At 41.9% G+C, this 23,807-nt stretch carries 20 protein-coding genes; 6 read left to right on the top strand and 14 right to left on the bottom strand.

Annotated features, from left to right (window positions below; genetic code table 11):
- Positions 1–120 precede the first annotated feature (120 nt).
- A complete protein-coding gene (gene htpX / locus IF202_RS13230; protein WP_191595393.1) occupies positions 121–999 on the top strand; it encodes a protease HtpX in 879 nt (292 codons plus the stop codon).
- Positions 1,000–1,067: 68 nt separating this feature from the next.
- Here the strand turns inward: htpX and IF202_RS13225 are convergent, their stop codons facing one another.
- The 4 genes from IF202_RS13225 to gcvT form a co-directional block, all read right to left on the bottom strand.
- Positions 1,068–1,790: a flagellar brake protein gene (locus IF202_RS13225; RefSeq protein ID WP_191595392.1), complete on the bottom strand. Its 723-nt coding sequence runs from the start codon at positions 1,788–1,790 to the stop codon at positions 1,068–1,070.
- A 10-nt stretch (positions 1,791–1,800) separates the two neighbouring features.
- Positions 1,801–2,949: a 4-phosphoerythronate dehydrogenase gene (locus tag IF202_RS13220; RefSeq protein ID WP_191595391.1), complete on the bottom strand. Its 1,149-nt coding sequence runs from the start codon at positions 2,947–2,949 to the stop codon at positions 1,801–1,803.
- Positions 2,930–3,469, bottom strand: coding sequence for an elongation factor P hydroxylase (locus tag IF202_RS13215; RefSeq protein WP_191595390.1), 540 nt, complete (start codon positions 3,467–3,469; stop codon positions 2,930–2,932). Before IF202_RS13215 ends, IF202_RS13220 begins: the two co-directional genes overlap by 20 nt.
- A gap of 161 nt (positions 3,470–3,630) precedes the next feature.
- Positions 3,631–4,731: a glycine cleavage system aminomethyltransferase GcvT gene (gene gcvT, locus IF202_RS13210; protein ID WP_191595389.1), complete on the bottom strand. Its 1,101-nt coding sequence runs from the start codon at positions 4,729–4,731 to the stop codon at positions 3,631–3,633.
- Positions 4,732–5,102: 371 nt separating this feature from the next.
- Here gcvT and glyA point away from each other — a divergent pair, with 371 nt between their 5' ends.
- From glyA to IF202_RS13190, 4 genes are all read left to right on the top strand, one after another.
- Positions 5,103–6,380 carry a serine hydroxymethyltransferase gene (gene glyA, locus IF202_RS13205; protein WP_191595388.1) on the top strand — a complete coding sequence of 426 codons (1,278 nt, stop codon included), beginning with the start codon at positions 5,103–5,105 and terminating at the stop codon, positions 6,378–6,380.
- A gap of 57 nt (positions 6,381–6,437) precedes the next feature.
- Positions 6,438–6,821, top strand: a complete 384-nt coding sequence (gene gcvH / locus IF202_RS13200; RefSeq protein WP_191595387.1) for a glycine cleavage system protein GcvH — start codon at positions 6,438–6,440, stop codon at positions 6,819–6,821.
- 86 nt (positions 6,822–6,907) lie between these two features.
- Positions 6,908–9,772 (top strand): aminomethyl-transferring glycine dehydrogenase, encoded by a 2,865-nt coding sequence (gcvP, locus tag IF202_RS13195; protein WP_191595386.1) that lies wholly within the window; start codon positions 6,908–6,910, stop codon positions 9,770–9,772.
- Positions 9,773–9,916: 144 nt separating this feature from the next.
- Positions 9,917–11,182 carry a hypothetical protein gene (locus IF202_RS13190; RefSeq protein WP_191595385.1) on the top strand — a complete coding sequence of 422 codons (1,266 nt, stop codon included), beginning with the start codon at positions 9,917–9,919 and terminating at the stop codon, positions 11,180–11,182.
- Between the two features lie 42 nt (positions 11,183–11,224).
- On the opposite strand, the gene IF202_RS13185 is transcribed toward IF202_RS13190, so the two are convergent.
- The 3 genes from IF202_RS13185 to IF202_RS13175 form a co-directional block, all read right to left on the bottom strand.
- Positions 11,225–11,977, bottom strand: a complete 753-nt coding sequence (locus tag IF202_RS13185) for a CLCA_X family protein (RefSeq protein WP_191595384.1) — start codon at positions 11,975–11,977, stop codon at positions 11,225–11,227.
- A 190-nt stretch (positions 11,978–12,167) separates the two neighbouring features.
- Positions 12,168–12,776, bottom strand: coding sequence for a GTP cyclohydrolase II (gene ribA, locus IF202_RS13180; protein WP_191595383.1), 609 nt, complete (start codon positions 12,774–12,776; stop codon positions 12,168–12,170).
- A gap of 96 nt (positions 12,777–12,872) precedes the next feature.
- Positions 12,873–13,346: an Lrp/AsnC family transcriptional regulator gene (locus tag IF202_RS13175; protein ID WP_191595382.1), complete on the bottom strand. Its 474-nt coding sequence runs from the start codon at positions 13,344–13,346 to the stop codon at positions 12,873–12,875.
- A 208-nt stretch (positions 13,347–13,554) separates the two neighbouring features.
- Here IF202_RS13175 and leuA point away from each other — a divergent pair, with 208 nt between their 5' ends.
- Positions 13,555–15,204: a 2-isopropylmalate synthase gene (gene leuA, locus IF202_RS13170; RefSeq protein WP_191595381.1), complete on the top strand. Its 1,650-nt coding sequence runs from the start codon at positions 13,555–13,557 to the stop codon at positions 15,202–15,204.
- Positions 15,205–15,444: 240 nt separating this feature from the next.
- Here leuA and IF202_RS13165 read toward each other — a convergent pair whose 3' ends face one another.
- From IF202_RS13165 to IF202_RS13135, 7 genes are all read right to left on the bottom strand, one after another.
- Complete coding sequence (locus IF202_RS13165) at positions 15,445–16,668, bottom strand: ABC transporter substrate-binding protein (RefSeq protein WP_191595380.1); 1,224 nt, start codon at positions 16,666–16,668, stop codon at positions 15,445–15,447.
- Between the two features lie 92 nt (positions 16,669–16,760).
- Positions 16,761–18,758, bottom strand: a complete 1,998-nt coding sequence (locus IF202_RS13160; RefSeq protein WP_191595379.1) for a beta-galactosidase — start codon at positions 18,756–18,758, stop codon at positions 16,761–16,763.
- Positions 18,759–18,761: 3 nt separating this feature from the next.
- On the bottom strand, positions 18,762–19,622 hold the full coding sequence (locus tag IF202_RS13155) for an SMP-30/gluconolactonase/LRE family protein (protein ID WP_191595378.1): 861 nt from the start codon (positions 19,620–19,622) through the stop codon (positions 18,762–18,764).
- The gene (locus tag IF202_RS13150; RefSeq protein ID WP_191595377.1) at positions 19,619–20,284 is read right to left on the bottom strand and encodes a 2-dehydro-3-deoxy-6-phosphogalactonate aldolase; all 666 of its coding nucleotides are present in this window, start codon (positions 20,282–20,284) and stop codon (positions 19,619–19,621) included. Before IF202_RS13150 ends, IF202_RS13155 begins: the two co-directional genes overlap by 4 nt.
- Before the next feature lies 1 nt (position 20,285).
- Positions 20,286–21,272 carry a 2-dehydro-3-deoxygalactonokinase gene (locus IF202_RS13145; RefSeq protein ID WP_191595376.1) on the bottom strand — a complete coding sequence of 329 codons (987 nt, stop codon included), beginning with the start codon at positions 21,270–21,272 and terminating at the stop codon, positions 20,286–20,288.
- Positions 21,272–22,045 carry an SDR family NAD(P)-dependent oxidoreductase gene (locus tag IF202_RS13140; protein WP_191595375.1) on the bottom strand — a complete coding sequence of 258 codons (774 nt, stop codon included), beginning with the start codon at positions 22,043–22,045 and terminating at the stop codon, positions 21,272–21,274. Before IF202_RS13140 ends, IF202_RS13145 begins: the two co-directional genes overlap by 1 nt.
- Positions 22,045–23,781 (bottom strand): IlvD/Edd family dehydratase, encoded by a 1,737-nt coding sequence (locus IF202_RS13135; RefSeq protein WP_191595374.1) that lies wholly within the window; start codon positions 23,779–23,781, stop codon positions 22,045–22,047. Before IF202_RS13135 ends, IF202_RS13140 begins: the two co-directional genes overlap by 1 nt.
- Between the last annotated feature and the right edge of the window lie 26 nt (positions 23,782–23,807).

The following is a 23,807-nucleotide window of genomic DNA, read 5'->3' as shown; positions in this document are numbered from 1 at the left end:
CCCTATCTAAAAGCGCTACAAGTCTCATTTAAGAGGATTAAGGAATAACTAGCCCAGTCACTTGAAATTACTTAATAAAGCCCTACTATGCCTTTTAACAGTTCATTAAGGAGTATCGCAATGCGCATCATTCTATTTTTATTAACAAACCTTGCTGTCATGGTGGTGGCAGGTATTGTTTTGAGTCTTTTAGGCGTTAATGGCTACATGACCAGTAACGGCTTAGATTTCACATCGCTATTGATTTTTTGTGGTGTATTCGGCTTTGCTGGAAGCTTGGTGTCATTGCTTTTGTCTAAATTCATGGCAAAGCGTGGATCTGGCGCAGTCGTTATTGAGCAACCACGTAATCACAAAGAAGTATGGTTACTGGATACGGTAAAAGAACTATCGCAAAAAGCGGGCATCAAAATGCCAGAAGTGGCTATTTTTCCTGCGCATGGTGCTAATGCCTTTGCTACAGGCTGGAATAAAAACGCCGCTTTAGTTGCCGTCTCCAGCGGTATGCTAGATCGTTTTTCACCTGACGAAATCAAAGCGGTGCTTGGTCACGAAATTGGTCACGTGGCGAATGGTGATATGATCACACTCTCTCTTATCCAAGGTGTCGTCAATACATTCGTGATGTTTTTTGCACGTATTGCAGGGTACGCAGTAGACCAGTTTTTACGTAGAAACGACAGCAGCAGCTCAGTCGGCTGGGGATATTACATCGCTACTTTTGTATTCGAAATTATTTTCGGCATATTAGCATCAACGATTGTAATGTGGTTTTCGCGTTTTCGTGAATTTAGAGCAGATGAAGCAGGGGCAAGGTTGGCTGGTAAAGGCGCTATGATCGCAGCTCTTGTTCGCCTACAAAAGGAAAGCGAAGAGGCAACTATGCCAGACTCCATGCTTGCGTTTGGCATTAAACGTGGCAAAAAACCAACACTAGGAGAACTTTTTTCAAGCCACCCTCCTATCGACGATAGAATAAAAGCACTTCAAGCCCTTTAGGCTTTAACTAAGTCACAAAAAAGCCAGCTGATGCTGGCTTTTTTTTGGCTGGATAATATGAAATCAATTCATTTATTTTTATTGCGTAGCGTTTCAAGAACAAAGGCAGTAAGAGGAATACCAGAATCCTTCGTTATGTTAATAAAACTAATGCCATAAACATAAAAGTACTCTGCCCCCATACGAGTCAAGAATTCATTGTCAGCAATGGTAGCCTGAACTTGCTCTAACATTTGAATTTCTTGAGAACGAATTTCACAATCTAATTTTAATATGTGCGTATAAGGCCCAATTTTTATATTACAGACTAAACGCATTGTCTGATTTATTGAGCCGAAATCATCTTTCGAGATGAGTTTCGCACCACCAAGACTCAAATCAATAATAATCGCAGAAGAAGGCTCTGCAATACTTGTCTTGGTTTTATCTGGTTCTAAATTTGATATTAGTCGAGTTTCAATACGGACGGTTTGACGAACCTCTGAAGTATCAACATGATCGGGGTGCGCGATATGAAGATGGGCGGCCGGCTCCAAATAGCTTTTAGCCACTTTACTTGAGAACGCACAGACATGAGTACTCAGCATAAGACGAATATTAACAAGCTGACCTTCTCTTACTAAGATATTTTTACCATTCAACCTAGGGCAAGACAAAATCAATGAACTACCAGCAATATTGCCAAGCACTTTGACCACATACCTACCAGGAGGTGAAATAAACTCCAACTGTACGTTCGTCCCTATAGGTACATCAAGATCACCTAGGTCAACTTGCATTACTCCAGCCATGTACTTAACCTTAGTTTTTATTAGTATCTATCGAAAAGCCAACCGCATCGAGAATATTGAGAGAGGCATTTTTTTGCGTACTTACAACACAAGTATTTAACTCGTCTCTTTCTACATAATGCTTACGCAACCAATCAAACACATTGTTTTCTTTGCTTTCTCGATACTTGTAACGCAACCGTGCATCATCTCTGGCCACATCATAAATGGCATGAATACATCGAGCCAGCATTTCTTCCTGCGGAAACTCAACACTCATATCAAAAGAAGAAAACCAACCTGCACTTATTGCATCATGCTTATGAACATCGACAATATCTAATTTCAAATGCTGACACAATGCCTGATACACCATCCATGTACCTTTCTCTCTACCTTGTTTGCTATAACCGGCAATATGAGGTGTAGCAATGTCTACAATAGACACTACATTATGATTGATATCAGGTTCTTTATCCCAGACATCTAACACAAGGTGAATATCGCCTTCTAAACGCTGATGACATGCTATTAAGGCTTGCTCATCGATAACACCGCCTCGACCTGCAGAAATGATAGCAACACCAGCTGATAACTTACTTAACTCTTTTTCACCTAACATTCCCTTTGTCGGATGATCACCATCTCGAGTTAAAGGTGCGTGCAAAGAAATCACATCACAAGTAAGTATTTCTTCTAATGAAACAAAATGAATAGAGGATGTGTCACTTTCTTTTAACGGATCATAAACACAAACACGACAACCCATTTGAGCAAACCGTGCATAAACTGTTTTTCCAACATTACCGTAACCAATTATTCCAATTTTTTTATCTAGCCATTGGAGTTTTTTAGTCATATAAAGATAACTTAAACCACTAAATACATAATCAGCAACCGCTTCCGCGTTACATCCTGGCGCACTACTAAAAACAATTCCTGCTTCAGCAAGGTAATCTAAATCTATATGATCCACACCAATGGTTGCACTCCCTACAAAGCGTACCTGGCTGCCTTCTAGAAGATCGCGGGTAACTTTCGTAACAGAACGAACCAGAAGGACATCGGCATCTTTTACCTGCGCCTGAGTTAAAGCTCGACCATTAACCAACTCAACACTACCTAAATGAGAAAATAATTTTTCTGCATTAGGCATATTTTCATCTGCAATAATTTTCATATTGTTGTTTTAAAAATCCATTAAAAACCACATCGGGCTGACGTTTAAGTAATAGTAATGTCGCAAAAGTGCAGGCACGTTCAGGTATTCCAGAGTCAATATAAGCTTTCACTTGATTCATTACAGCACGTTCAAAGTGCTGTGCATCATATTCTGGCAACGACAAGTTATCGACGCTGACACGAAACGGCAAGCCTGCCGCCCAATGTAAAATACATTCAACCGCTTGAGGTTTAACCTCAACCTGCTCAAATTTTTGCTGTGTTTGTAGATCCCGAGCATCAGATTCATACCAATATCCGTAATCTTCTAGTAAACGACGCTTATTACCTGCAATACACCAATGGCTTATTTCGTGCAAAGCACTGGAAGAATAATCAAAACGAAAATAAATCGTCGCGGGAACATCTACTCTTGCAGGCAGATAAAGAGGCTCTTCAGCCCCAGCAACTAAACGAGTATTAAAACTTGAAAGGAAATGAGCGTCAAAAGCCTCTACAAGCTGTTGTGCACTTACCAAGCGCAGACTCCCTAAAAATAAGAATTATCACATAAGAAAAAAAAATGCGCTACGCAAAGCCACTGAATTGGCAATGTGTAACGCATTTCATGTGGCGACTAAAGGGTTTTAGTTCGCTTTAGTCGCTAACATTTTAACTTTTAGCCACTAATTACGAATCATTACCCACGAAAATATCGAGAAGGCACAAAAGGCATTGCTGTTTGTTTTAACGGGATACTCTTACCTCGTACACTTGCAAACAAAGGTTCTTCAGAATTAAGAGGCGCCGTTGATACATAAGCCATAACAATAGGTTTAGACAAGGTTGGCGAAAAACCACCACTGGTAACAACACCTTGCACTTCACCATTAACATCGACTATTTCAACACCTTCACGTACTGGCGCACGACCTTCAACCAAATAACCAACACGCTTTCTCGCTGGTTTATTCGTAAATTGAGGAAGAATCACATCTGCACCAGGGAAACCACCGGCACGCTCGCCATCTAAACGACGGATTTTTTGAATTGCCCAGTTAATCGATGCTTCCACAGGCGTTGTGTTCGTATCGATATCATGTCCGTACAAGCATAGGCCAGCTTCAAGACGCAAAGAGTCACGAGCACCAAGGCCAATCCACTCAACCTCTTCAAAAGCTAATAAAGCACGAGCAAAATCATCAGCTTGCTCATTAGGTACAGACACTTCATAACCATCTTCACCTGTATAGCCAGAACAACTCACCCAAATTTCAACACCCTGCCAATCAAATTTAAGGCTTTGCATGAAAACCATATTGATCGCATCAGGAATAAGACGAGAAAATACTTCGCGAGCTTTAGGGCCTTGAATAGCAAGCAAGGCTCTATCTTCAATAACTTCAACATCACAACCAACCAAAGACGCCTTAAGATAAGCAATGTCTTGCTCTTTACAGGCTGCATTAACAACCATAAAGATATCGTCGCCCCAATTAGCAAACATTAGGTCATCTGTAATACCACCTTCTGGTGTCGTAAACATACCGTAACGCTGCATATTGACAGGCAGATCTAATACATCCACAGGAAGAATTTTTTCAAGGGATGATTTCACATTTTTCCCTTTCAACATCACTTGCCCCATATGTGACACATCAAACAAACCAGCATTTTCTCGAACCCACAAATGCTCCTTCATCACTCCTAGAGGATATTGAACAGGCATCTCATAACCAGCAAATTCAACCATTCTGGCATTGGAGACAATATGTTGATCATATAAAGCGGTACGTTTCATAGGGAAAGCCTTAATTAAAATGTTGATAGAACCTGTTTCCGATAGGAAACAGAATATCTAAAACTAACAGGATATGACAAGCATTAACGTGTATTTATTTGACCTAAACAACATCTAACACCTATATTAACAGAGGAAAAAACTGACCGATCGATCAATTAATTAACAAAATAAAGTTTAACCGTCATCAGCATTTATTGTTTCCAATTGGAAACTTTTTGATTATGATAGGATAAAATGACGTAAACCGGACAATGATTGACGCTCTTGGAAAGATGATCTTTTTTCATCATCTTAGACTGCCTTAGTGTTATTATACGTAAGACTCATTGTCTTTTGGGCATACATGTTTATTTAAGAGGATTTTTTCCATGGCTAACACCGACGCTTTTTTCAGCCAAACCCTAGCTGAAAGAGACCCAGAACTTTTTGCAACCATTGTTGAAGAAGAAAAGCGCCAAGAAATTGGTATCGAGCTTATTGCTTCTGAAAACATCACATCAAAAGCTGTTTTAGAAGCTCAAGGCTCAGTTTTAACCAACAAATATGCAGAAGGTTATCCTAATCGCCGTTACTACGGTGGTTGTGAAGCCGTTGATGTTACAGAACAGCTTGCCATTGATCGTGCTAAGCAGTTATTCAACTGTGAATTTGTAAACGTACAACCTCATTCCGGTGCTCAAGCAAATGGCGCGGTAATGCTTGCTCTATTACAACCTGGCGACACTATCCTGGGTATGTCTTTAGACGCTGGTGGACATTTAACACACGGTGCAAAACCTGCACAGTCTGGCAAATGGTTTAATGCCGTTCAATACCAAGTTCACCCAGAAACACTATTGATCGATTATGATGCAATCGAAGCGCAAGCATTAGAATGCAAACCAAAAATGATCATTGCTGGTGGTTCAGCTATTCCTCGTGTTATTGATTTCAAACGTTTCCGTGAAATCGCTGACAAAGTAGGCGCTTACCTTTTCGTTGATATGGCACACATTGCTGGTCTTGTTGCGACAGGTGCTCATCCATCACCACTTCCGTATGCTCACGTTGTAACAACGACAACGCATAAAACATTACGTGGCCCACGTGGCGGCATGATTCTTTCTAACGATCTTGAGTTAGGAAAGAAAATCAACTCTGCGGTTTTCCCAGGTTACCAAGGTGGCCCATTGATGCACGTTATTGCGGGTAAAGCGGTTGCCTTCGGTGAAGCGTTGAAACCTGAATTTAAAGTCTACATTGATCAAGTTGTTGCGAACGCGAAAGTATTGGCTGAAGTAATGATTGAACGTGGTTGCGATATCGTAACGGGTGGTACTGATAACCACCTAATGCTGGTTGACCTTCGCCCTAAAGGCATCAAAGGCAACATGGCAGATAAAGCACTAGAACGTGCGGGTATCACTTGTAATAAAAATGGTATCCCGTTCGATACTGAAAAACCGATGATCACATCAGGTATTCGTATCGGTACACCAGCAGCGACATCTCGCGGCTTTGGTATTGAAGAGTTCCGCAAAGTAGGTCATTTAATCAGTGACGTTATCGATGGCTTAGTTGCTATGCCTGAAGGTAACCCTGAAGTAGAAGCGCGTGTACTTGCAGAAGTAAACGCACTTTGTAAAAAATTCCCACTTTACCGCTAAGATCACATAGCCAAGAGACATTCTCTCTTGGCTATTTTTTAAAGAGGCATATATCTAATGAGCACTATTCCAGAAAATCTAAAATACGCAGATTCCCATGAATGGGTTCTAGATAACGGTGATGGCACAGTAACCGTTGGTATCACTGACCACGCTCAAGACCTACTTGGCGATGTTGTTTATGTTGAACTACCAGAAATTGGTTCAGAAGTAACCGCAGCTGAGCAGTTTTCATTAGTTGAGTCGGTAAAAGCCGCTTCTGATATTTATGCACCAGTAAATGGTGAAATCATTGCAGTGAATGAAGATCTTAACGATTCACCTGAACTAATCAATGAAGTGCCTTTTGAAGGTGCATGGATTGCTAAAATCAAGCTAAGCGACAGCGCTGATCTTGATAAATTACTTGATGCAGCAGGCTATTCAGCCTCTATCGAATAATATCTAAATTTGCTCTCTTGCCTTCTTACAAGAGAGCTTATCTTTTCCGTTTTTTTAAAATAGCTTCTTAAATAGGTGATCACACTATGGCATCGTTAATCCGCGATTTGCTCAATAACGACGAATTCATGGCTCGCCATATCGGCCCTGATGCTTCTGAACAAGCAAAAATGCTAGCGACTATAGGCGTAGACTCTCTTCCTGAACTGATTGACAAAACAGTTCCTGAAGCGATTCGTCAAGCAAATTTAGACCTTTCTGCTGAGCCAGTTAGCGAAAGCGATGCTCTTATTCAATTAAAGAAAATTGCCATCCAAAACAAAGTAGCGCGTTCTTTTATCGGTATGGGTTATCACGATACGCATGTCCCTTCCCCTATTTTAAGAAACCTATTAGAAAATCCAGGTTGGTACACAGCGTACACACCTTACCAACCAGAAATTTCACAAGGCCGATTGGAAGCGCTACTTAACTTCCAACAAGTCATCATCGACCTAACAGGTATGGAAATATCCAACGCGTCATTACTAGACGAAGCTACAGCCGCTGCTGAAGCAATGACGCTAATGAAACGCTCTAACCGTAAAAAGAACGACTCTCTTTTTGTTGCCAGCCATTGCCTACCGCAAACCATTGACGTTATTAAAACCCGTGCTGAATTATTGGACATCAATGTCATTGTTGATGATATTAATAATTTTGAAAGCCACGATGTATTTGGCGCCATTTTCCAATACCCAGGTATTGATGGCAGTGTAAGTGACTTAACGCCAGTGATTGCCAAAGCACACGAACAAGGCGCACTGGTAAGTATTGCCGTTGACCTATTATCTTTAGTATTACTGAAATCACCGGGTGATATGGGTGCTGACATTGTATTCGGTAGCGCGCAACGCTTTGGTGTACCAATGGGATTCGGCGGACCACACGCGGCATTCCTAGCAACAAAAGACGCATTCAAACGCTCTATGCCGGGTCGAGTGATTGGTGTCTCTAAAGACAGCCACGACAAACCAGCATTACGTATGGCAATGCAAACACGTGAGCAACATATTCGTCGCGAAAAAGCCACGTCGAACATTTGTACTGCTCAAGCCCTACTCGCCATGATGGCAGGATTCTATGCGGTCTATCACGGCCCAGTTGGATTGAAAAAAATCGCCAACCGTGTTGCCGCCCTAACAGATTGTTTTGCTAAAGCCGTTCAAGCACAAGGCTTAACCACCAACGCAAACTACTTTGACACTGTTGTTGTTAATACTGGGAGCCAAACTGACGCTATTATGGCAAAAGGCGTTGCCAAGTTGATGAACTTCTACAAGGTCTCAGAGAGCCAAATTTCTGTTTCTTTAAATGAAACCATCACACCAAGCGATCTAATCGATTTAGCAGAATGCTTTGGTGCAACACTGACATTAGAAGACGTGACTGGCTCTGACGCCTCATACGGCTTTGACACTTCCCTACTTCGCCAAGACGACATATTGACGCACCCAGTATTCAATAGTCATCACAGCGAAACCGAATTGATGCGCTACATGCATCAATTAGAAGTAAAAGACATCGCCTTGAATCAAAGCATGATTCCACTTGGCTCTTGCACAATGAAACTGAACTCAGCTTCAGAAATGATTCCAGTGACGTGGGCAGAATTTGGGCGCATTCACCCATTTGCACCAGATAACCAAGTCATCGGCTACCATGCGTTGTTGCAAGACTTGATTGAGATGCTTTCGAAAGCAACCGGCTACGACACCATGTCAATGCAGCCAAACTCGGGTGCACAGGGCGAATACGCTGGTCTAATCGCGATAGACAAATACCACAAATCTCGTGGCGATCACGACAGAAATATTTGTTTGATTCCTAGTTCTGCTCACGGTACTAACCCAGCATCTGCCGCATTAGCAGGCATGAAAGTCGTTATCGTAAAATGCGATGAAGATGGCAACATTGATTTGGTTGATCTGGCTGAAAAAGCAGAGAAACACGCCGCAGCACTAAGCTGCATCATGGCAACCTACCCATCCACTCACGGTGTATTTGAAGAACACATTCGTGAAGTGTGTGACATCGTCCACAAATTCGGCGGACAAGTTTACATTGATGGTGCAAACCTAAACGCATTGGTTGGCGTTGCGCCTCCAGGCAAATTTGGTGGTGACGTTTCTCACCTTAACCTGCACAAAACATTCTGTATACCTCATGGCGGCGGCGGCCCAGGTATGGGACCAATTGGTGTTAAATCTCACCTTGCACCTTTCTTACCGGGTCACGCAGTCACACCAGTAATGGGAATGAGCGAACAACATGGTGCGGTTTCTGCAGCACCTTACGGCAGCGCAAGCATTCTTGTCATTACTTGGATGTACATCAAAATGATGGGCGACAAAGGTCTGCGTGATGCAACCCTAACGGCTATTTTGAATGCGAACTACATTGCTAAGCGCCTTGAAGATCATTACCCAGTACTTTACACAGGTAAAAATGGCACAGTAGCGCACGAGTGTATTATCGACATTCGCCCGCTAAAAGCGGAATCTGGCATAAGTGAAGAAGACATCGCAAAACGTCTGATGGATTTTGGCTTCCACGCACCGACCATGTCATTCCCTGTTGCAGGCACCTTGATGATCGAGCCAACAGAATCTGAGAACATAGAAGAGCTAGATCGTTTCTGTGATTCCATGATTCAAATTCGTAACGAAATCAAAAAAGTTCAATCAGGTGAATGGACGCTGGAAGACAACCCGCTCGTTAACGCACCACACACAGCGGACAGTCTTTTGGATATTGAGTGGGAACATGGCTACTCACGTAAAGAAGCCGCCTACCCGCTTAACTGGATCAAAGCACGTAAATACTGGCCACCAGTGGGTCGTATTGACAATGTTTATGGTGATCGTAACTTGTTTTGCGAATGCCCTCCGATAGACAGCTATGAAGATTAAAATTTTATAAGCTGAAACAAAAAACGAGCCAAATGGCTCGTTTTTTGTTTCCTACGTTCCTTAAAGTTTTGATATCCTCAATAGAAGTATTCATTAGCAAAGCTGTTTTTAATAAATATAGTCGACGCCAGAGCAAGGAAATAAATGATGGAACAAAAAGTAAAGCTAGAGAAGCCAATAGCGGTAACACTTCAGGGGTGTAAACGAAGCTTTAGATCATTAGAAAAGCTTGATGAATTTTTTAACGAGCTTACTCAATTTTACAATAGCTTCAAGTACCTTTCAGAGTTAGTTATTCAATTAAGACAGTCTGTCCGAAACGAGTTAAAAAAACATAAAATTGCAAAAATAGATGATACATTCCATAGCAATAGTGAAATTATTGAGAAACAAGTATCAAAACAGTTAAGCGTCATTATTAATGACTTCTTTTATCCAAATGGTTGCTTATTTTACCCTGAGTCTCCTTTTGCAAAAGCCTTAAAAGAAACTGAGTTATCTCAAGACTATTTAAGTAATGCTTTTATTGTAGGCTTGCTTGGTAAACAAAGTCAGAACTACAGTGGGTTCCCTCATTTTTGTATGTTTATTCAAAGCGCCTATCGCAGTAAAAATGAAACGAATAACACTTTCAATTTATTTCTTGAAGGAATTGATAAAAGAGAAAAAATCAATAGAGAAATTAGTATAGAGGCTGAAATAGAAAACCGAACAGGTATCTTTTATCAAGATTTACTAGAACTACATGAGGAGCAAAACGACGAAATACTAGGAACTAGAGGTCGTATTGTTCGTTTATTACGAGAATTCCAACACAAAGATATACCAGAGCATAAGAAGCAATTAAACAATTTATTAGACAATGCCAAAAAAGATGTAGAAGCTACCATTGCTAACTTTAGAGAGCATATCGCCAATAAAGAAGCGGTTGTTTATTGGCGAAACAAGCAAAATGAAGCAAAAACTTCTGCATACAAATTAATTTTCACTTCAACCATTGCCCTACTTCTTACCTTCTGGGCTGAAAGTATCGTTATTCAATCTTATTTTGAATCAGGAACTTCATTAAATAAACTCATTACTGGAGAAGAGATTTCTGAAGGACTCAAAGCGTTTATGATCTTAATGGGAGTAACCATTACTGCGCTACCCGGTATATGGATTGCAAGATATTGCATGGCAACAGCTTCAGCAAGAACTAAATACGCTCAGTTTTCAGAAAATAAAGCCATGCAGATACAAACCTATCTCGCAATGAAGCAAAATAATCAAATTGGCGATGATCAAGATAAAATCATTATTGAAAAAATATTTTCAGATCATATCGATGGCAGTTCAGCCAGCTCTGATTTACCCAGTATTAGTGGCATGGCTTTGATAATGAAAGCCATTCAAGGAAAACAAAATTAACTGTTATGATGTTAGGGTAACTCATTTGAATTAATGCGTAACTTAACTATTTTCTCTACTCAACGCACCACCAAGCAAACCAAAATAATCTCGAAAGGCTTTATTGATCAATTCGCGTTGCCGTCCTTTAGGATAAAGCCCAACTTTGGCTTCTTCTGAGTATTTACTGCCTTTTACAAGGAACCTGCTAACTGGTTTAGCGTCTTCTATAAAAGCTTCAAAGGCACGGGCGCACATTTCTTCTGGTTTGGCGTAATAGAAAACATTGTATTTTTCATCGGCACGTTTCGATGCTTGGAACAGTTCGCTGGTGTCGCTTCCGTCTGGACTGAGTAGGACGCTTTTGAAGCAGTCCCCTAGCAGCGTGTTTAACGGGTGGGATTTTATATTGCTTGAGTCTGGTTCTTGTAGCCAATTACTGGAAGCAAAGCTGGATGATGAGGCGAAGTGAAACATTTTATCGCCCAGGTAATGGTCGAACGCGTGGAACCACTCGTGAGCTAAGCTTCCTGCTCCGGCGTTTTTTGCCAAGGCTAATTGCCGAGTCGCTGGCATGTAATGCGCTGCGACGCCACGTTGTCCGCCTTTGCCAAATTGAAGACCCAACGTACCTCGCAAAGAAATAAGCTGTTCAGGCCCTTGTAAGGCATCCATTAAGTCGTGCAAGGCTTGGTTAAAGTTAACCGCGGCACGATCTCTTTCTTCTGGTGTGACCCAACGGCCCATTTCGATACCGCGAAAGTCAAATTGCCGACGAATCGTCACAAAACTAAGGCTTGTTTGTTGTAATGACATTTAGACTCACAATCTAGACAGTGACTTAACGTGAAATAAGCTAATAGTGGCTTGAATACAGCCATTTTAGCATTTGATATTTCTTTCAGCACCAACATTTGTCTTTCGCATCTCAGCACGCACTGATAAATAAAAAAGGCGAACCTTTTTCGGTTCGCCTTTAAAAATACGGTCTTGTGAATAATTCGATCTAATCAAGTTTTAACGTATGCTGTTTACGTTTGGCTTTTGTTTCCAAATACTGACGATTATGTTGATTCACGTGAACTTGCGTTGGCACAATCTCTACAACATCAATGCCATTGGCCGTTAGCTGTTCAGACTTGTCTGGATTGTTTGTGAGCAATCGTACTTTTGATACCTCAAGCGCATCTAACATTCTTGCTGCAATACTAAAATCACGATCATCTTCTGGCAAATGAAGCATTTCATTCGCTTCGTAGGTGTCATAACCTTGATCTTGTAGTGCATAGGCTTCTAGCTTGGCATACAAGCCAATGCCTCGACCTTCTTGGCGCAGATAAAGAATGTATCCGCCTTCTTCGTTAATTCGGTCTATGGCTTCGTCCAATTGCTCTCCACAATCGCAACGACCAGACCCAAACACATCACCCGTTAAACACTCAGAGTGCAAACGTACTAATGGCACCGCACCATCTTTTTTTGGTGTCGTGCCTTCAAAATATATCCCTATATGTTCTTTGCCTGAGTCATCACCATTAAAGGAGATAAACTCGGCCATCACGTCACCTGCCCTTACAGGAATCATCACTCGACGTTTTATTGTTAACTTGCTCATACCTTTTCTCTTTCTAGGGACTTTTATTTAATCGATCATCCATTTATTAGGTCATAAAATCATAATTCAATGGGTGGTTATAATATAACATTTTATTTAGAGTAAATGCTCTAGCGGTAAAGCAGTACTTTCTTTAACGCTACGCAATAAAAAACTAGACTGAACACCAGTAACACCTGGTATTCGCGTTAGTTGCCCCAACAAAAAATCATGATATTTTTCCATATCTTCTACTACCACTTCTAGTAAATAGTCACAATTTTGACCTGTCACTAGGTTGCAATTTCTTACTTCTGGGAAGCAGTTCACCTGTTCTTCAAAGACATTAAAACGATCTGGTGTATGCCTATCCATGCTAATTTGTAGAAAGGCGGTTAACTTTAATCCCAAAGTAGATCGCTTTAGGATAGTCACTTTACGATCTATAATGCCACTCTCCTCTAAAGCTTTTACCCTTCTTAAACAGGGTGATGCAGAAAGACCAACACGATCCGCTAATTCTTGATTGGTTAAGCTAGAATCTTGCTGTAATTCACGTAAAATATTCAAATCAATCTTATCAAACTTCATTTAAATGCCACCTAATGACTAATTTAAAGACATATTACGCAATATAATGCCATATGGATTGATTATTTTCTAAAAAACGCAATCTTTTACTCAAAAAAATTCGTTATGATAGACATATAACAACGCACCTATTTCTCTACTCAGATAATAAGTGTCTTAATATTAAAACCTGAGCTTATCGGCTCTACCATTGAAAAAGGGAAGGATCATGACATCTTTTGATCACACTAAGTACACGCCGTTTAAATCTGTCGAGATTAAGAATCGAACTTGGCCAGACCAAGAAATCACAAGCGCTCCTATTTGGTCTAGTGTCGATCTGCGTGATGGCAACCAAGCGCTGGTTGAACCAATGACAGTGGAACAAAAGAAACAATTCTTCGCCCTACTTGTAGATGTGGGTTTTAAAGAAATTGAAGTCGGCTTCCCTGCTGCATCCCAGTTAGATTTTGACTTTGTACGTTGGTTGATAGAAGAAGATCAAGTGCCAGACGATGTCTACATTCAAGTATTAACTCAGGCTCGCCCAGAGTTGATCGAGCGTACTTATGAGTCATTGAAGGGTGCGAAAAAAGCCATCGTTCATGTTTATAATTCAACGTCTAAAACACAACGCGAGCAAGTGTTTCGTTTAGACAAAGATGGCATCAAGAACATCGCGGTAAAAGGCGCACAATGCGTAAAAGACCACGCAGCGAAACACCCTGAAACAGAATGGGTTTTCCAATACTCACCTGAAAGTTTTACAGGTACTGAAATTGATTACGCTGTTGAAGTAGTCGATGCGGTTGCGCATGTTTGGCAACCAACGCCTGACAACAAAATCATTATCAACTTGCCTGCAACCGTTGAAGTTTCAACACCTAATCGTTTTGCAGATCAGATCGAATATTTTTGTCGCGAAGTTAAGCAACGTGACAGCATGATTATTAGCTTACACACTCATAACGACCGAGGTTGTGGCGTCGCTGCAGCGGAACTTGGTTTGTTGGCCGGTGCAGATCGCATCGAAGGCACCTTGTTAGGTAACGGTGAGCGTACAGGTAATATGGATGTCGTCACTATGGCGATGAACATGTACAGCCAAGGCATCGATCCTAAATTGGCATTAGGCGATATGGACCGCATTATCAGCGTAGTACAAGCTTGTACTTTGTTGCAGGTTCACCCACGTCATGCTTACGCAGGCGAATTGGTTTTCACAGCTTTCTCTGGTTCTCACCAAGACGCTATTAAGAAGTGCTTAGCAAACCAAACAGACGACAAACCTTGGGATGTGGCTTACTTGCCAATTGACCCTCGTGATGTGGGTCGTAGTTACCAAGAAGTTATCCGTGTTAATAGCCAATCAGGCAAAGGCGGTGTTGCTTATACGCTTGAACAAGAATATGGCTTGGCATTGCCTCGTTGGTTACAAGTTGAATTTAGCCCATTAGTTCAACAGTTTGCAGAACAAGAAGGTGGTGTGGTAAACGCAGAGTCAATGAAAGCCTTGTTTGAAAAAAGCTTCATGACAGGGACTACGCCATACAAATTGGGCAAATACGACCTTGCTAAAAATGATGTAGACACAGTAAATGCAGAGCTTATTGGTAATAACGAAAGTATTAATATTAGCGGAAATGGTAATGGCGCTTTATCAGCCTTTAGTGAAGCACTAGGTAAGCATTTCGACATGCGTATCGATATTATCCAGTATCAAGAGCACGCGTTAACAGTGGGCAGCGACTCACAAGCTATCGCTTATGTGCAAGTGAACATTGACGGTGATCGTTTTAATGGTGTTGCCATTGATAACGACATTGTATCTGCTTCAATTCAAGCCTTGTTGGCGAGCGTGAACCAGAAAACAAAATAGGTTATGGCCTAATTGTTTTGTTCAATTGGAGTTTGGATACTAGAAAATATCTAACATGTAGACTGAAAAAACCGAGAGTCACCTGAAGTGACCTCGGTTTTTTTACGACTATGACTAAGCTAGAAAGTAATAGAATCAAGAGAGCATAATCAATACATTAAGCCCCAAACATTAAAAGCCAGTATGAACATCATACTGGCTTTAAGTTACAACTCATTCTCTAGGTTAGAAAAATGTGTATTATTTAAAAACGCGCTTTCGAACGTTTTCAAGGCGTTTTAAAATAGCATCTAAACGTTCAGGTTTTACCATAAATTCTTGGAACCCCTTCATACCTTCTTGAGCCATGCTTGGTTCGGTATCACGGTCGTAAAACTGAGCAGTACCAGCAGAATCATTAAGCATTTTAACACCTTTATTCAAAAAGAAATTATCAGGTGCTTGTGCCTTTTTATGCGGCGGTATCTGTAATAATGCGGCATTTACTAAGGTTTGATTATCTGCACGAGCCATAAATTCTAAGAATGTACGAGCATCCTTTTTATTTGCAGCTTTTGATGGGATATGAATAGTATCCATCGGTGCATCTTCAGCCATACCAATTGCTGGATCAATTTGTGGGAACTGGAAGAAGCCCATTTTGCCATCTAGCTCTTCAGGGAAGTTAGGCGTAATGAAGTTCCCAATCAAATACATCGCCGCTTTGCCGTTGTACATGAATGGTTGCGCTTCCTGCCAAGAATACGAAGCATGATTGTCTAGGAAATATCCTTTATCTACCAACTCCTTCCAGTGCTCAAATGTCTTACGCACACGAGCATCAGTATAAGGGATTTTGCCGTCCATTAGGTCGATATGAAAATCCAAACCATTTGTACGCATATTCAAGTAATCGAACCAACCAGCGGCAGTCCACAAGTACTTAGTACCAATGGCAATTGGAGCAATATCATTGGCTTTTAGCTTGGCATTAACGGCTAAAAATTCATCCCATGTTTTAGGTTCAGAAAGACCTAATTTATCAAAAATATCTTTTCTGTAATAAATACCCCATTGATAATAAGTGTAAGGAAGGCCCCACTGCTTATCATCGATTGTCATTGCAGGTGTAGCGGAAGGCATATTTTCTTTAAGATTTTCTTTTTCCCAAATATCACTTACATCTTCAAATAAACCACGGTCTACAAAAGTTTTCATACGGTTACCGGCGTACCAAAACACAACATCAGGTGGACTTGTAGATAACCAATTACGAATGGCTGTTTTATAACCTTCTTTATCATATAAATTATATTTGACCGTAATATCAGGGTTTTCATTTTCGAATTTTTGAACAATTTCAGTAAATGCTTTCTTTGGTGCTGGATCAGCTTGATCCGAGTTAATTACCAAAGTTCCTGCATTAGCCATAGACAATGTGGCGCTAGCGATAGCACCGACAAGTAATGATTGTAATTTTTTCATTCAGACAAGTCCTCTTATTTTTATTAAATGGAACAGAGTTTCAGTATTAAACAAATCATTCATATAATCAAGAAACGAAACTTAGTTTCAGTTTATTTTTTTATATGTTTTCTTTGATCTTTCAATTTTTTCCAAATCGCCACCCCAGCAGTGGTTATATTTTTATTACCAACAACCAACTCAGCACCTTCTGGTTCAAAAGATATTGAGCGAACACCATAATTAAAAACAAAAATCACATCGCCTCTCTCTCGAACCCGAATTCCGTCCGGTAAATAGTAAGTAGGTAACTCGGCTTTTTCGGCTAACTTAGCCAAACTTGTTTTTAATAAATCATTATCTAGACACGACCCAAGGTAAAAATGACGTTCAGAGCCCATCAATACAGGGTTACCAGAATCATCTTTTAATAAACAAGGCAACTCTGTACTAATTTGTTCATGCCAATGTTTTAAATTCCCTTTGCCCCAACGACCAGATACAGCGGGTTGAGTATGTTCAGGTAAGGCATCTACTCGCTCGACTTTTAAAGGCAACAAAGTGGATAACGGTCCCGGTGCAAGATTTTCAGGAATTTGATAGCTGTCTGTCTTACTTCCTGTTCTTGGACCTGCTAATAAAATGCCTTTATAAGCATGTAGCCTATTTTCCAAGTCTGACGAAATGTGTGCTTGTGCAGGCAACACGAGCAGTTCATACATATCCAATGATGCATGGCTGGAAATGATGTCTACAGATAAACCTAACTCACGCATGGCTTCATAAATTCGGTAGCACCAGAAAAGATAACGATAGGCACGAGACTGAGGCTGAATATCCAGTGACCAACAGGCATCGTAATCAAACATCAAAGCAACCTTACCTGAACTCGGCAGAGACATCAGTTCATCTTTATCCATCTCCATCGCGGCTGATAACATGTTGATTTCTTTGGCAACTTGTACGGCTTCTTGTGCGGCTTCAGCCTCTTTGGCATCGGGTCTCAACAAGCCAGCATGCATCTGTTCTTGTCCAAACGGGGCTTGGCGCCAACGAAAATAAGACACCATCTCAGCCCCATGAGAAAAAGCCTCCCAAGTCCACAAGCGTACTGCGCCATCAGCTGGCGTCGGATTATGTGGCGCCCAATTCACAGGCCCTGGTTGTTGCTCCATAATCCATAAACGCCCTTTACCACAACCTCGATACAAATCATGGTGAAAAGCACCAAAGTCAGGATGACCGACACGTAAATAGGTCTGTTTTTCTTCGTTTCTATAAATGGATTCTTGATCTAGAAAACCTAATGGATAAGTGTCCCAACTCGCTACGTCTAAATCCTGACCGACTTTGTGGTGATCAAATGCAGTGAAGAATCCCATATAATTATGAACCAGATCACGGCCAGCCGAATATTGACGCAAAATATCGACCTGCAGTTTATTGAACGCAACGACTTGATCTGAACAACAGCGCTGAAAATCCAATCGATGAGAAGGATTCGCTTCTGTCACGGTTAAATTAGGCAGTTCAATTTCGTCAAAGGATCGATAATCCATGCTCCAGAAAACGTTCCCCCATGCCTTATTTAACGCATCAACGGTTCCGTATTTATCTGATAACCATAGACGAAACGCCGTTAAATCGGTTTCGCCATAGCTTAAAATAGTATCGTGGCAGCCATATTCATTATCCGTTTGCCAAGACACTACCGCAGGATGCTGTCCATAACGTTCTGCCATGATGGTTACGATGCGATGACACTCTTCACGATATTCAAGACTGGAGAAAGTGTAATGTCGTCGAGATCCGAAACCACGTACACGACCTTGTTCATCTGTTGCAAGCATAGAAGGATGTCGATCCACTAACCATTTTGGTGGTGTTGCCGTTGGTGTACCTAAAATGACTTTTAAACCATGGGCATGAAGAACATCTAAACACTCATCCAGCCACTCCCAGTGTAATTCGCCTGACTTGGGTTCTATTGTGCTCCAACTGAATTCGCCGATACGAACATACTCAATTCCAATGCGTTGCATATGTTGTGCATCTTCAACCCAGCGTTGTTTTGGCCAATGCTCAGGATAATAACAAACACCTAATTTCATTCTTTACGCTCCTGCAAACGATTGACTGGGCGCACCTGACACATCAACGTCAATAGCGATAACATGGCCAGCGAGAGGTTGATTCACCAGATCTTCTGCATTCGTAGCAACCGATGCAGAAGTGATAAATAAGATTTTTCCGTCTTTCCCGCCCAATACACAGCTCGTCGGTTTTGAGAAAGGTAATTCAATCGTTTGCAACACCTCACCTTCAGGGCTGTAACGTACAACGCGGGAACCATTCCAGTGCGCATTCCAAAGGCAACCCTCTAAATCGATACAAGAGCCATCCGCGCCAATGCCTTCTTCAACTTCTAAAAAAGGCGTTTGACTACGTACGTCATGGAATTCGGGATAAGGAAAAGCGTGGATTTTTCGAGCCATAGAATCACCAAAGTAAAATCGGCCTAGAGTCTCATCCCAAGCCAAGGTATTGGCGATACCAACGCCTTCTAACATAAGCGTTTTCTGCCCAACAGAGGTGATTTTCCAAAGACGGCCAGAAGCTGATTTTTCAGCATCGTCCATAGTGCCAACCCAAAGTGTTCCATTTGGATCACACTTAGCATCGTTACTACGATTACCAATGACATCTGTGTCTAATTCACACAAATACTCTAATTCGCCAGTTACTTTATCTAGGTAAGCAACAGAGTCAGCTAACGTCACCAACAAACGGTCACCTTGTGTCGTAAACACGGCAGACACTTTTTGTGGCAAATCCCAATGCTGAGTTATATTTGTGTCTTGATGCCAACACCAGACTTGGCGAGCAGGAATATCGACCCAATATAAAGCCTGTTCAGATTGGCTCCAGAACGGTCCTTCTGCTAATTGATGTCTCTGAACGCTTATTTGCTTCATACTTTTCCTCCAACAGTATCAGAAGCGTTATTTTTATAAGCTTTCCACGCCATCATGAATGCCTGCGCATTCGCTTTGGTTGTTGCTACTGATTGGCCTTTTTTATACAAGGCAGAACCCAAACCAAAACCACGGGCACCCACATTCAAATAATCAGAAACATTTTCTGGCGTCACGCCACCCACAGGACACAACCAAGTATCAGCAGGAATAACCGCACCCAATGCTTTCACAACATTGATCGTTGGCAAGGCTTCCGCTGGAAACAACTTCACCGCATCAGCACCGGCATGCAAGGCTGCAAACGCTTCACTGGCAGTGAAAAAACCGGGCATAGCATATAAACCAGCCACTTTAGCGGCTTTTATTAATTCAGGATCTGTATGAGGACTAACCATCAGGCCAGCACCTGTTGCAACCAGTTCAGTGAGTTGCGCCATAGTCAAAACAGTGCCAGCACCAATCAAAGCATCATCACCAAAGGTATCTTGCAATAATCGTATGCTGTCAAAAGGTTCAGGCGAGTTTAGTGGCACTTCAATCAAACGAAAACCAGCCTCAATCAAAACACGAGCATGCTCAACCACTTCATCCTTTTCAACACCTCGTAAAATGGCAACCATAGGGAATTCTTGCATTAACGAATCAAAAGAGTGCTTCATATTATTTAGCCCCACTAGAAACAGCGTCAGAGATAATTTGGCTATTTGCCAAGCGTTTTAATCCACGAATACTGGCGTCATTTGCGGATAGAAATTCAGACTTTAGATCACGAGATAACAGTGCCAATGCATAGCGTTCACTTAACTCTTGGCTGCCTATAATAATGACAGGACTTTTCGGTATACTTAATGAAGACAAGACATCGTTTACATCGTGACCAATAACAACACCAGAGAGATAATCACGCACTTCATTTGAGGCTAATTCGCCACACACAAAACGACTACGCGCACTGAATAAATGGTGTAATATTCCACCCGCTTGCTGGCTGGCTAACACGCCCTTATTAAAAGCGACTTCATTAAAAACGTCAGATTTTGGTAACCCTTTCACCAAGCTGGACTCATTGTTTAACTGAGCGAACAACTCTCCTGTAATAGAGGTCGAAAACTGTGACACTGTACCGCCTTCAACTTGTACCCATTTACAATGGGTCCCAGGCAAACAGAAAACAGGATTGTCGTCACTAGGATGTCGAGCTTCAAGCCAATCTATCGCCCCTAGCAACTGAGTTTCTTCACCACGCATGACATCTTGTAGTCCTGCAACACCCACGCCCTGCAACCCAGGAACAATGGCAATAGGATTAGGCAAAGAGGTTTTTAGCCAGTAAAGATGCTTTGATAAATCACCTAACTGAATAGGACATTGCTGATAAGGAACTTCTTCCCAACCACCACGGCTACCCACCATGCCAGCCATATAAATGGGCAAATCAGGTGTTAACCAGTTGCCTAATAAATCGGACAACACAGCTTCAAATTCACAGGCATCCAGTTCCAACATGCCTCGATCATTGTCACGTTGAGCCTGTACTTGACCATTTTTGTTAATCAAGAAGGCGCGCAAGTTGGTCGTTCCCCAATCAACCGCAATAAAATGAGCTTGCTCATCAGAGTTGCATATATCAGATTTTGAAGAGTTCATTATAAACGCCCTCCGTCAATGACTAGGCTTTGACCTGAAATCATGCGACTGTCATCAGAACCTAAAAACAAAACCAAATCTGCCACATCTTCTGGCTGAATTTTTTCTTTTAACGCCTGCTGAACCATCAATTCAGCTTCAGCCTCTGGCGTTAGCCACAAACGTTTTTGTTTTTCCGTCATAACCCAACCGGGTAATACCGTATTAACACGAATTTTTTGTGGGCCAAGTTCTCGTGCCAAGCCTTTCGTTAAACCTGAAATACCGGCTTTTGCTGTCACATAACCAGGGTAACCCGCCAGCCCTAACATCCATGAGTTAGAACTCATATTGATGATACTGCCGCCGCCCGCTTCAGCCATAGTGGGAGCAATCGCTTGCGCAGCAAAAAAGTGATGTTTCAAATTCACAGACATACACAAATCAAACTGTTCAGAGGTCATTTCTTGCAAGGTATGACGCTGATCATTTGCCGCATTATTCACCAGAATACGAATTGCACCCCATTCTGATATACGGCTGTGAATGGTGTCTTTAAGCGTCTCGATTTGAGTCAAATCAATAAGGTCAAAATGCACCTGATAACCTTGTTTGTTTAGCGCTTCCATCAAGGCATTACCTGCCACTTGATCAATATCAAAGAAGCTAACTAAACAACCTTGCTGTGCTAACGCTCTGACTAACGCCTCACCAATACCGGAAGCGCCACCACTTACTAATGCGTGTCGCCCGACCAAACTGGGATAAATCGAATTATTTTTATTATTTGTCATTAATGAGACTCCCTACTCACTTTCGAACCACTGCTGCCAACAAGGAAGTCCAAATCGGCACCTTGATCGGCTTGCATAACATGATCGATATAGAGTTTTGCGTAACCCCGATGGTATTCACTTTCTTCTGGTTGCCATGCTGCTTTACGACGTGCCATTTCTTCATCTGAAATATGCAAATGCAAACCACGACCTTCGACATCCAACGTGATTTCATCGCCATTCGCTACTAAAGCCAAAGGCCCGCCCATTGTCGATTCAGGTGCGACATGTAATACAACCGTACCAAATGCAGTGCCACTCATGCGTGCATCACTAATACGCACCATGTCCGTAACACCTTGCTCTAATAACTTACTCGGTAACGCCATATTGCCGACCTCTGGCATACCGGGATAACCTTTTGGTCCACAACCTTTCAATACAAGAATGGAGTCTTTATCAACGTCCAGTTCAGCAGTATCAATACGTGCTTTATAATCTTCGATATTTTCAAAGACGACTGCTTTACCAGTGTGCTGGAGCAGATCTGGTGTTGCGGCACTGGGCTTAATAATCGCACCTTGTGGTGACAAATTACCGCGTAATATCGCAATCCCCGCATTGTCACGTAATGGCTTATCAAGTGGGCGAATGACTTCCTCATTAAAACATTCGGCTCCTTGGGTTATTTCTCCAAGACTGGCACCACAGACGGTGTTCGTTGTCATATCAAACAGATGGCTCAAACGCTGAATCAGAGCAGGGAAACCACCGGCGTAGTGAAAATCTTCCATTAAGAATCGACCTGAAGGCATCAAGTCGACTAAACAAGGGATTTTGGCTCCTATACGATCCCAATCATCTAGGGTTAAATCGACGCCAACACGACCAGCAATAGCCAATAGATGCACCACAGCATTCGTCGAACCACCAATGGCCGCATTCGCTCGGATCGCATTTTCAAAGGCAGACTTGGTTAAAATATCTGAAGGCTTAAGATCTTCTTTTACCATCTCAACGATACGTCCACCAGTGAGATGAGCTAACGCTTGACGACGCGCATCTACCGCAGGCAAAGTGCCGTTTTCTGGTAATGACATACCCAAGGCTTCAACCAAACAAGACATAGTCGATGCGGTGCCCATCGTCATGCAAGTACCACGAGAACGAGACATACCTGATTCCGCTCGCATAAATTCGTTCAAACTCATTTTACCGCCACGTACGGCCTCGCTGAACTTCCAAACATCAGTACCAGAGCCAATGTCTTTACCGCGATATTTACCATTTAACATAGGACCAGATGACACAACGATAGTCGGTAGATCAACCGAACAAGCGCCCATTAATTGAGCAGGTGTGGTTTTGTCACAACCACCTAACAGCACTACGCCATCCATGCCATAAGCACGCATGGATTCTTCCACATCCATACTCATCAAGTTGCGAAAAAGCATTGCTGTCGGTTTCATTTGAGTTTCACCCAATGACATAACAGGAAACTCCAGAGGTACACCGCCCGCTTCCCATACGCCGCGCTTTACATACTCCGCCAACTCACGAAGGTGGGAATTACAAGGGGTCAATTCACTCCAAGAATTACAAATACCAATGATTGGGCGACCATCAAAACTGTGATCTGGCAAACCTTGGTTTTTCATCCAACTGCGGTGAATAAAGCCGTCCTTATCCAATTTTCCATACCATTGTTGACTGCGTAATGGTTTTTTATTTTTATCTTCGCTATTACTCATTTAGGTATTCTCCGCCGTGGCTACAG

Source organism: Marinomonas colpomeniae, from assembly GCF_014803385.1.
Classification (GTDB): Bacteria; Pseudomonadota; Gammaproteobacteria; order Pseudomonadales; family Marinomonadaceae; genus Marinomonas; species Marinomonas colpomeniae.
The sequence above is the reverse complement of the archived record's forward strand: the minus strand, read 5'-3'. Positions and strand labels throughout refer to the sequence as shown.